The sequence below is a fragment of the Armatimonadota bacterium genome (assembly GCA_018268395.1).
GTDB lineage: Bacteria > Armatimonadota > Fimbriimonadia > Fimbriimonadales > Fimbriimonadaceae > JAEURO01.
In genome coordinates this window covers 24,487-34,615 of the sequence record JAFDWQ010000014.1, presented here as the reverse complement: position 1 = coordinate 34,615, position 10,129 = coordinate 24,487, and the positions used below count along the sequence as shown (strand labels likewise).

The window sequence follows — 10,129 nt, the reverse complement described above, 5'->3', positions numbered from 1 at the left end:
AGCAGCGAGGTCTTGCCGTGGTCGACGTGGCCCAAAATCGTGACGACCGGCGGCCGTTTTTCGGCCTTGTGCGGCTGAGGCCCGCCCTTCTTCGCGCCCCCTAACTGAGGTTTCGGCGCGGTCGAGGGTTCCGCCCAGACGACGGTCTTTCCGAATTCGCCTGCAAGCTTTTCTGCCACGTCCTGTGCGAGCGTCGTGGTCAAGGTCGCCATGACTTTGACCTTCGTCATCAACGTCTTGAGGACGTCTTTGTCAGGCTGACCGAGGGCGGCGGCGATGTCCCGAGGCGTCGTTTTGGACGGGGAAAGCCTGACGGATCCAGGATCACCGACGGCCTCCTTGACGGCCTCGCGGATCAGGTCGAGATCGTCCTTCTCCGACTCGAACGTGCCGTCGGCCTGCGAGATGCCGAATTCGGACAACACGCCGACCAACTGGTCCGGCGTGCAATGGAGTTCTTGGGCGAATTCGGCGATCTTGACCTGCATTCAACCGGGGTTGTACCTTCAAACGGGCGTCTTCCCTTGTGACGTCACGGTCGAGGAGGCTGCAGTTCAAGGGACGGTATCGAGAACTCGGCTTCCGTGCCACGCGGCAACGGTGCAAACCGCTACCGGCCCGCGACCTTCCTGACCGCTTCCATCAAGACGACCAGACCCGAGAGCGTCGCCAGACCGCACAGAGGGACGAGCAGCCCATAAGCGACGGCCACCGACCAGCGGCCCGTCGCCCCACCCCTCACCAACGTCGCCTGCGACGGATCGGCCGAGTCGTAGTAGACCGTGACCACCGTCCCTGGCGGAAACGACTCGACGAGACGGAGGTTCGAGAGCTTGCCGATCGACTCGCCGGCCGTCATGAACGCATAACGCCGAGAGGTGTACGTCTTTCCGGCGACCACGTATTCGTAAGTGACCTGCGCCTCCGCCGAGCGCCAGTGGGACCGGTCCAGACGCGCGTCCGTCACGGTTCCGGAAGTCGACGGCCAGCTCTGTGATGCCGCGCTGCCCCTCCGGGCCGCCGAGTCGCGCCGCGCGACCGCGAGGGCCCCAGCGACGCCCATGGCCCCGAGGCAGGACCAAAGGACGCCGACCACGACGCCAGGAAGGTCAGACGCGGCCACGTTGTGGTTCCTCTACCATGAGCCGGCGTGAGATGGCGATGGCACAGGAGGATGACAGATCGCACGGACAACGGCGCAGGTCACGGACGTTGCGGCGGGTAGTCGATACCGTAAACGCGCTTCGCCTGGAGCCTTCTCGCGGCGAGAGCCCCGTCCCGGTCGGCGCTGGGATCAAGGCGCTCGTCCCAAGAGCGGCTCACCTTGTAGTCCGTGAAGCCGCGTCGGACGGCCTCGACGCGCCAGTCGAACTCGTACGTACCCGTGCCGCCTCCGAGCTCCCCGACCTCGATCGAGGTCAGCGATTTCGCAGTGACGGCCAGACCGCGGGACGAGGCGCTCAGCGGCGTCAACTGGACCGTCATTCCCGGCAACGTCGCCACGTTCTGGAAGTGCCGCGGCAACGTGATCCGGGCGGTGCCGTTCACGAGCTTCGCGGTCCCTCGGACGTAGGCCGCCGCCTCGGGCCCCTCCAGGCTCGCGTAGACGATGTCTTTGCGGACGTCGTCGGGATCGGGCTGGACGAAGTTCTTCACCGAGGCCTCGACAAACCCCTTTCCGTCGGGATCTACGAACAGCCTCACTCCCGCAATGGCGTTCCGCGACATCCGGATCGAGGCGAAGGTCTCGTCGATGAGCGCCTGAACGTTGAAGATGCCGGAATCCATCCGAAGCACGGATTGGGTCGTGCTGCTGTCGAGCCGGTACGCCAACGACCCGTCCGGAGCTTCGCCGAGCACTTGCGTCCCCTTCTTCAACCTGAGGTCGCCGTACAAGTGGGCCGCGTCACCGCCCGTGGCGGCTTCGCAGAGCAGGGCCGGGGCCGCCTTGTTGGTCGACCGTCCCCACAGACCCGCGCCCGTCCCTTCCGTGAGGCCGAACACGCCGATCCCCTTCGCGCTCCGACCCGTCACGCCCGTCCCGTTCGGAGACCGGGCGTCGCCCAGCACGCCGATGTTGAACCCGGAGGTCGACGTCGCCGTCCCCCGCACGGCGATTCCCGTCTGCTGACCGCTGCTGAAGGAGCCACCGATCGCGCCCCCCGGGCCGTCGGCGGTGTTGTTGCCGATGATCGGGATCGTGGTCGGGGTGGCCTGCGAGACGTTGACCTGGCCCGCGCGGAACGTGCCCGTGATCGTGGCGTGCCCCGCTTGCGGGATCCCCGGCGTCGCGTCCTGGAGGAAGACGTTCCCGATGACGCTCTGAATCCCGCTGTCCTGTGCCATGACGACCGAAGCGACACCGATCACGGCGACGCCTGCGACGAGGAGCCCGCGCGTACGCATGAAGGAAGTCTAGGGGCGGACGGTCGGCGGGCTTCCCTGACTTTGGTCAGGGAAGCCCGCCGACCGGACACGGACGCAAGCGCCCGTGATTCTGGAAAAGCTGCGATAGAATGGAGGCACGATGTCCGCCGTCCTCGCCGCCGCTCTTGTTCTGTCGCCACAGGCCGTGCCTGGGCTGAAGGAATGGACCCTGGACGATTTCACTGTTGGACCGTACACGATCACGTTGGCAGGCGGAGGTACGGACAACCACGGCTTTTCTGGCCTGGACAGGAGGCATTGCGTCTTCGGACAGCGCCGGACGTACGTCGACATCAACAGCAACCCCAACCACACGACTCTGACCCTATCGGTCGGGAACCACGAGCAACGGTTCGATTCGCCAAGACAGGTGGCGTGGGGCTACGACCTACAGTACGGCTATGACGGTCCAATGTCAATCGACCTTTCTAGCGTGGACAGGTTCTTGTTCGACTGCGACCAGATTCCCGACACTCCCATCATCAACGTACGCGACGCCCAAGGGAAGAGTGGGGGCAACGGCGGTTGGCTGCTCATGCCGGGAGGCATCTACTTCCGCCGGCAAGCCTTTACCGGGAATGTGGACTGGAAGCACATCGTGTTCCTGCAATACAAGCAAGACTTTTCCAGCTTTCCCAACCCGCTTTCATACAGCGTGACCAAGTTTTATGCCAGGTTGCAGCCAGGGGCAATACCCCCGGCTGCACGCGTGCCTTAAGTCAGATGGTCGGTTTATACGAACAGAACACGCTCCTTTGGACCGCTATCCAACGGCCGACTGCCGGATCGACATTGTCGTCCACCCAGAACAGGAACTCGGCCATCTGCGAGTTGGCGATCGTCAGGAAGGCGCTCGAGTCGACCTGGACCGAGACCGTGAAGGGCGACCCGCCGAACGGATTCATGTTGAACACTCGGGCGATGCTGCCGGGTGGAACCACGTCCAGATCGGTTATTAGATTGACCGTGTGGTTGGCCCCGTCGTTGTAAAAGAGGTTCTTCTCAGTACCTCCCTGCCAGTCGACGTCTCCAGGCTGATATGCGACTCGTTCCGGCTGAATGAAAGTCGTCCATGATCCGGCGGCACGACCAAGTGTAGCGACCATGCTTGCGTCCTGATAGATGTCACCGTCCTGAAGGTCCGACTGCGCTGCAAGAGCTTCGGGACTCCGCCAACCCATACCTTCAGCGTCCCCGCCTTCAATGGTGTCAAGGAGCGGCAACTGGAACTTGGACGCCGCCTTGATCCCGAGCGCGTTGACCGCCCAGTTGTACGTGTTCTTCACGGGCTCGGTGGTCGTCACGCGGGCCTGGCCCGCGTTGGCGAGCCCGGCGGAGAGCGGGTAATCCCCGGCCTCGTCCGTCGCCTCCGTGCCGCCCCAGACCTGCTGCCACAGGACGCGCAGGCTGCACTCTCCGGTGACCGGCTCAGGGTTCTCGATGCAGACGACCGCGTAAGTGAAGTGCAGGTCGATGAACTGGTAGACCTGCGCCCGGAGCGTCACGAGCATGGGCTCGGTGAAGACCGTGGGGTCCGGCGACTCCACGGTCAGTTCGTCGAAGACCACGCCCGTGTCCACGAAGGAGTCCAGTTTCCGCACGAGGACGAACCTTGCCTTGCCCCTTACCTGGCAGAGGCACTGGAACGTCACGACCTTCGAAGCAGGCTCCTCGTCCATGCCCACGACTTGGGCCAGAAGACTTTGCTTGACCCCCGAAGTCCGATAACCCCATGAAGTTCGTCCTAGGCCCGGTCTGCACCCAGGGCGTGTCCTGCCACCCTCTCCGAACACCCGGCGTGGTCCAATTTCTGTCGTAGAATGAAGGCATGACCGCGCTGGTCGCTCTCGCTGTGTTGGCCCCGCAGAACCAACCAGGAATCAAGTACTGGACGCTTGATGATTTCGTCGCGGGTCCCTACTCGACCGTCATGCAGGGGACTTCGGACATCTACGCAAAGGTCTTCAACCTGGACAGGGCTCACTGCGCTTTTGGCGAGCGCGGCATTTCAGTGGACATTACGAGCAACCCGAAACACACGACCTTGTCCGTGGATGTTGGCGCAGGTCGCAAAAGCCTGATAGCCGGAGACCAGCTCACCTACCTCCATGCTGTTGACTATGGCGCCTCCGGCACTTTGGACATGGACTTCTCACTGGTCGATCGTTTCTACTTTGAGTGCTACGTGATCCCTGACCAGTCGAACATCTACGTCGAAGACAAGTCATTCCACGGCGGAAGCGCCGGATGGTTGCTTCATCCAAAGGGAATCTACTTCCGCAAACAGGACTTTCCGACCGGTATCGACTGGAAGCACATCTCGTACCTCCGTTTCCGGCAATGGTTCAACCAACTGCCTAACCCGCTCGACTTTACCTCCACGCTATTTTACGCGACGATGAAGCCGGGGGCGGTGCCCCCTGCTTCACTGGCGCTTCCAAAAGAGGCAATCAGGCATTGATCAAGGGAGCCTCTTAGTCGTCACGTTCCCTTGAACGACGAGCCATTTCCCAGTCGGCGTGCCCATAACGTCTTCAACATAAAACAAGAACTCCGACATATGCAGAGAACTTACAGCGGACAAGGCGCTGCCTCCGACCTTTACGGTGACGGTCGGAGGGGTGCCGCCGCTTGTCCCGAGATTGAAGACGCGCACGACGGAACCGATTGGGACGTCTGACAGCGTCGTGCTCAAGGTGTAATCCTGGCTCGTCGAGTCGGTGAAGATTTGGTTCTTTGCGTCACCTCCCGTCCAGGGAGACATGGGAGCAAGGTTAACTGTGTCAGGTTGCGCGAGGTGGCACCAGGCACCGTCCGCGCGCCCGAGGATCGAGCGCTGGAAGGCGTCGTAGTACAGTTCTCCGTCCTGTAGATCGGCTAAAGCGGCGGACTCCGTCGACATTTTCCAGCCCATGCCCGTCGCATCGCCTCCGCTCGAAGTGTCCAAGAGAGGCAATTGGAACTTGCTGGCCGCCTTGATCCCAAGCGCGTTGACCGCCCAATTGTACGTGTTCTTCACGGGCTCGGTCGTCGTCACCCGCGCCTGGCCCGCGTTGGCGAGCCCGGCGGAGAGCGGGTAGTCGTCGGGCTGCGCCTCGCTCCCGCCCCAGGCCTGCTGCCAGTAGACCTGCAAGGCGCTCAGGTCGTCGTCGATGTCAGAGTGCGAGACGTTCTCGATGACGACGACCGCATAGCGAACCGAGGCCGGGCCGCCGTCGTAGACCTGGGCCCTCAGCGTGACGAGGGTCGCGTCCGTGTAGGCGTAGCCGCCGTCGACCACGGCCGACTCCACGACGATCTCGTCCAAGGTGCCGGTGTCGTCCGAGTTCACGAGCGCGAACCTCACCTTGCCCTTGACCTTGCACAGGCACTGGTACGTGACCACCTTCGTCGCGGGGTCGGTGGTCATCGGGATCGGAAGGTTGAGGTCGATCTCGCTCAGCTCGTTCTCCAGCCGCGATCCTTCCGGCAGGCCGACGTAAAACGCTTCGGGACTTGGACTGATGTTCGCCTGGTCAAAGGCTCCCCACTTGCCGAAAGCGACGATATACTGAAGCCATGACCGCCGTCCTCGCCGCTGCAATTGCCTTCGCGCCGCAGACCGTGAAGTACGTGAATCTTGACGACTTTACGACCGGAGAATTCTCGGTTACGCTTGTCGGGGGCCAGCAGGACGACCGCGAGTTCGCCGGACTGGACAGGGCGCACTGCGCCTTCGGGCAGAGGCGCACTTTTCTGGACATCAGCAGCAACCCGAACCATGCGACCCTGGTCTTTGCGGTCGGGAACCACGAGCAGAGGTTCGATAGCGACAAGCAAGTGGCTTGGCACTATTGGCTAAGGTATGGAGACGTGGAGTCGATGGACATCGACCTCTCCAACATCCAGCGGTTCTACTTCGATTGCGAGAAATACCCGGACATCACGGAGATGTACGTCAGGGACAAATCGGGGAAGGACGCGGGGAACGGCGGCTGGCTACTACAACCCCACGGTGTCTACTTCAACCGGTCAGCTTTCGCGGGTAGTGTGGACTGGAAGCATATCGTGTTCCTACAGTACCAGCAGTCCTTTTCTAGCTTCCCCAACCCCCTCTTCTACACGGTAACTCGCTTCTACGCGACGGTGACGCCGGGGGTGTCCCCCCCGGCGTCGCGCATCGGCTGAGGCTCAGATCGTCGGCAGGTATCCTGTCGCCAGGCTTTTCTGTACCACCACCCACCGGCCGACCCAGTTCTCAGGATCGGGGTCTGTGTCGTCCACCCAGAAGAGGAACTCCGCCATCAGCGAGTTCGAGACGGACGCCAGAGTCGAGCTTCCGACCTTCACCGTGATAGGGTACAGCGTTCCGACGCTCGTCCGGAAGTTGAACACGCGCACCATGCTGCCCCGTGGCACGAGGGCAAGATTGGTCGATAAGGTGACCTCATGGCTTGCGGCCTCATCGTAGACCAAGTTCTTCGCCGTGCCTCCGACCCATGTTACGTCGCCTGGGTGATAGTGGAAACGCTCGGGCTGCACGAACGTGTACCATAGCTCGTCGCATCGTCCGAGCACTGCGAACTGAGACTGATCGTGGTACATCGCGCCGTCCTCCAGGTCTTGCGCTACGTCGAGGTCGCTAGGACTAAGCCACCCCATTCCTGCCGCGTCCCCGCCTTCAATGGTGTCGAGGTTGGGCAGCTGGAACTTGCTCGCGGCCTTGATCCCCAGCGCGTTGACCGCCCAGTTGTAGGTGTTCTTCACGGGCTCGGTCGTCGTCACCCGTGCCTGGCCCGCGTTGGCGAGCCCGGCGGCCAGCGGGTATTCCCCGGCCTCGTCCGTCGCTTCCGTGCCGCCCCAGACCTGCTGCCACAGGACGCGCAGGCTGCACTCCCCGGTGACCGGTTCAGGGTTCTCGATGCAGACGACCGCGTAAGTGAAGTGCAGGTCGATGAACTGGTAGACCTGCGCCCGGAGCGTCACGAGCATGGGCTCGGTGAAGACCGCGGGGTCCGGCGACTCCACGGTCAGTTCGTCGAAGACCTGGCCCGTGTCCACGAAGGAGTCCAGTTTCCGCACGAGGACGAACCTTGCCTTGCCCCTTACCTGGCAGAGGCACTGGAACGTCACGACCTTGGAAGCAGGCTCCTCGTCCAAGCCCACGACTTTCGGTAGAGAAAGGTCGATCGCGTCGATGACGTTCTGAACCCGGGTGCCTGGCAGCAGGCTGATGTAGAAGGCTTCGGGGCTCGGGCTGATGTTCGCATCATCGGACCCCGAGAACGCGCCCCACTTGCCGAACCCCGCCAAGTCCGTGTCGCCGACGATTTCCCAAGCGCCTCCTGAATTGAACGCGACCCCGCTGTCTGGGCCAGAGGACTTTGCTTGACCCGCGAAGTCCGAAAACCCCATGATGTTCGTCCGTGGCCCGGTCTGCACCCAGGGCGTGTCCTGCCATCCCGTCCGCATGGACTGGGTCCGGTCTTGCGGCGCGCCGCTCGTCTGGTTGAACTGCCTGGCCGGGCCGAAGGCCTCCGTCCCTCCGGGTACCGAATAGTCGTTCCGATAGCAGCGCGAAAAGTCGGCCCGGAAGTTCGTCATCTGGAACGAACGGAGGCCGATGAAGCGGCAACGCTCGAAGATGCAGCGGACATTGTCCTTTTGCTTCGTCTCGAACCGAAGGTCCGTGTCTTCTGGCTCGGCCCCGGACTTTCCGCGGAACGTGCAGTCCGTCACGAACAGGCCGTAGTTCGTCCCCGGCGTGCCGCCGGCGTCGTCGCCGAAAACAAACGCCCTGTCGGCCCCCCCGCGGACACCGTCGAACTCCATGCCTCGGATGAAGCAATCGAGGTCGTCGCGCGAGCCTTGGCCGTCGATCGCGTCGTAATCGAAGAGCCTGCCAAGGTGTTCCATCCGTCCACCGTTGAACTGCAAGATGCCCGTTCCACGGCGGATCTTGACGAGGATGCCCCTGCCCTCAAGGTTCTCCCCGCCTCCAAAGGTGCAGTGCGCATTGATGAAGTTGACGCCGACGCCCGGCGCCGGCATTTGGGCGAACTCCGCGAAGATCTGGTCGGGAAGCGGGTCCGCATCGGGGTCGCGGTCGGCGATCGCCATGTTCCAGCCGTCGAACTCCTGCTCGAAGGCCTGTGGCGCGTTGGAATAGTAGGCCCGCCTGACCTGGTTGCCGAAGAAGCGCGAGACCCTTGTCTGCTCTCCGTTCGCGCCCGTTCCTTGGAGCAGTCCGAGGGCAGTGTCGACATAGTTGACCATGACCCGCTCGACCTGGTGCCCGACGAACTGGCTGGTCGTGAACAGCATGCCGAAGCACGCGTTCCGGTCCGAGTCGTCGTCGTTGCCTCTCAGCGTCAGGTTCCCTATCCTCATCCTGCCGCCGGCGCTCCTCCTGAAGCTCACGACGGCGCAATCCGGCAGGCAGCGCACGTAGTGGACGAGCGGGTGCTCACCGGCTTCATCGCGGACTTCCACTTCTCCGAGGAAGGGATTCGGGTCGTCCGAGGTGAGGTCCGGGTTAATCTGGAAGTACAGGTTCTGCTCCGACAGCGGCGCGGAAGTATCGGGGACGTCGGGCGATACGGTCCAGTCGATCGGCATGGCCGCTTCGATCGCGCTTGAAATTGCACCTGCAAGGTCGGTCACGGACAGTCCGCTGACGGTGACATCGCCTGTAGCAAACTTGAACACGAGCCGGAATTCGGACATGGCCGCAGGTTCCGTGTTCATCGACAGGCAATATCGGTTATTGCAGTCGTTGAAAAGCCGGAAGTTCGCATTGCCGCCGACGTTCTCGGTCGAGGGCCAAGAGTCCGACTCGATGCGCGACACGGAGGTCTGGCCAAGCATCGTGAACCCGAGCTGCCGGTTGTCCTTCTCGTTCTCATCGACGGCGACAGTGGAATCGTCGCCCAACCAAAGGGGCCGTCGTAGCATGTAAACACCTGACGGAACCTCGAGGCGCACACCATTCTCGGCGCACCAGATTTCAGCGATCTGGAGCGCCGCCCAATCCACGGTGTCGGCGTCGACGATCAATCCGTTGAACGGAGTGCCTGGCGCGACGTCGCCCGAACTCTGGTCTCCGTAGGTCTGCAGGATGTGATCGTCGTTCTCCCACCGAGGAGTGCTTTGCGCCTGGAGGGTCATGTCGTCCTCCCCTCCAAGGGCCCCGAACTGACGCACGTTGACGAAGCCTTCGTGGACGAGCAGGTAGCGGCCTGTAGCGAACGCGCCGCCTGATGGTGACGCTGGAATGAATTTTCCGACGACGCTCCCATAGTTCGGTTGCGATTCGTCCTCGTCGTCGAACCGGTAGAGGCCGCCGCCTCCATCCCCTGGTTCGTAGTATCCCGCGCACTGAAACATGTCGCCGTCTGATGGGAGGGCTTGGTTTGCCATCTCGACGACGGATCCGAGATTGATGACGTTTGCCATGCCTGTGGAACGTTCTCCCCGCCTCCACAGTTCGCAGGGTTTTCAACCCGATCGACCCCTAATAGAAACCATTTAGCCGGGCTTCGCCCAGCCCGCCTTCACTTTCCTCCGGCATAGTACATGGGCCGCTCTACGGCCTTCCTTCTGGCTGCGCTTCAAGACGCAACCTGACCGCAGACTGTCCTATGGCCTGTAGGAGCTTACAGACCTTCGAACCTGGATACCTGAACTTGCTGTGCTTCCTTGTCCTGTGCCACCTCGTGATGGT

Annotated in this window: 9 protein-coding genes; 3 read left to right on the top strand and 6 right to left on the bottom strand. The window is 62.5% G+C overall.

Annotation, left to right across the window (positions count from 1 at the left end):
* From JST30_17290 to JST30_17280, 3 genes are all read right to left on the bottom strand, one after another.
* On the bottom strand, positions 1-488 hold a 488-nt coding region (locus JST30_17290; GenBank protein MBS1716085.1), incomplete at its 3' end, for a translation initiation factor IF-2 N-terminal domain-containing protein.
* Positions 489-610: 122 nt separating this feature from the next.
* A complete protein-coding gene (locus JST30_17285) occupies positions 611-1,123 on the bottom strand; it encodes a DUF3592 domain-containing protein (GenBank protein MBS1716084.1) in 513 nt (170 codons plus the stop codon).
* Positions 1,124-1,203: 80 nt separating this feature from the next.
* On the bottom strand, positions 1,204-2,406 hold the full coding sequence (locus JST30_17280) for a hypothetical protein (GenBank protein ID MBS1716083.1): 1,203 nt from the start codon (positions 2,404-2,406) through the stop codon (positions 1,204-1,206).
* Positions 2,407-2,527: 121 nt separating this feature from the next.
* Between JST30_17280 and JST30_17275 the strand changes: the two genes are divergently transcribed.
* Positions 2,528-3,145 (top strand): hypothetical protein, encoded by a 618-nt coding sequence (locus JST30_17275; GenBank protein MBS1716082.1) that lies wholly within the window; start codon positions 2,528-2,530, stop codon positions 3,143-3,145.
* 1 nt (position 3,146) lies between these two features.
* Here JST30_17275 and JST30_17270 read toward each other — a convergent pair whose 3' ends face one another.
* Positions 3,147-4,106, bottom strand: coding sequence for a hypothetical protein (locus JST30_17270; GenBank protein ID MBS1716081.1), 960 nt, complete (start codon positions 4,104-4,106; stop codon positions 3,147-3,149).
* Positions 4,107-4,255: 149 nt separating this feature from the next.
* Between JST30_17270 and JST30_17265 the strand changes: the two genes are divergently transcribed.
* Entirely contained in the window at positions 4,256-4,888 is a 633-nt protein-coding gene (locus JST30_17265; protein ID MBS1716080.1) for a hypothetical protein, read from the top strand.
* Here the strand turns inward: JST30_17265 and JST30_17260 are convergent, their stop codons facing one another.
* Positions 4,889-6,010 carry a hypothetical protein gene (locus tag JST30_17260; GenBank protein ID MBS1716079.1) on the bottom strand — a complete coding sequence of 374 codons (1,122 nt, stop codon included), beginning with the start codon at positions 6,008-6,010 and terminating at the stop codon, positions 4,889-4,891. It abuts the gene before it with no gap.
* Between JST30_17260 and JST30_17255 the strand changes: the two genes are divergently transcribed.
* Positions 5,986-6,594 carry a hypothetical protein gene (locus JST30_17255; protein MBS1716078.1) on the top strand — a complete coding sequence of 203 codons (609 nt, stop codon included), beginning with the start codon at positions 5,986-5,988 and terminating at the stop codon, positions 6,592-6,594. The two genes, JST30_17260 and JST30_17255, sit on opposite strands and share 25 nt — an antisense overlap.
* A gap of 3 nt (positions 6,595-6,597) precedes the next feature.
* On the opposite strand, the gene JST30_17250 is transcribed toward JST30_17255, so the two are convergent.
* Positions 6,598-9,861: a hypothetical protein gene (locus JST30_17250; protein ID MBS1716077.1), complete on the bottom strand. Its 3,264-nt coding sequence runs from the start codon at positions 9,859-9,861 to the stop codon at positions 6,598-6,600.
* Positions 9,862-10,129: the final 268 nt, after the last annotated feature.

What these genes read in the sequence shown, in the direction of transcription:
- JST30_17250 (MBS1716077.1), bottom strand. Translation starts at nt 9,861, where the DNA reads ATGGCAAACGTCATCAATCTCGGATCCGTCGTCGAGATGGCAAACCAA.
- JST30_17255 (MBS1716078.1), top strand. Translation starts at nt 5,986, where the DNA reads ATGACCGCCGTCCTCGCCGCTGCAATTGCCTTCGCGCCGCAGACCGTG.
- JST30_17265 (MBS1716080.1), top strand. Translation starts at nt 4,256, where the DNA reads ATGACCGCGCTGGTCGCTCTCGCTGTGTTGGCCCCGCAGAACCAACCA.
- JST30_17280 (MBS1716083.1), bottom strand. Translation starts at nt 2,406, where the DNA reads ATGCGTACGCGCGGGCTCCTCGTCGCAGGCGTCGCCGTGATCGGTGTC.
- JST30_17275 (MBS1716082.1), top strand. Translation starts at nt 2,528, where the DNA reads ATGTCCGCCGTCCTCGCCGCCGCTCTTGTTCTGTCGCCACAGGCCGTG.
- JST30_17270 (MBS1716081.1), bottom strand. Translation starts at nt 4,106, where the DNA reads ATGGACGAGGAGCCTGCTTCGAAGGTCGTGACGTTCCAGTGCCTCTGC.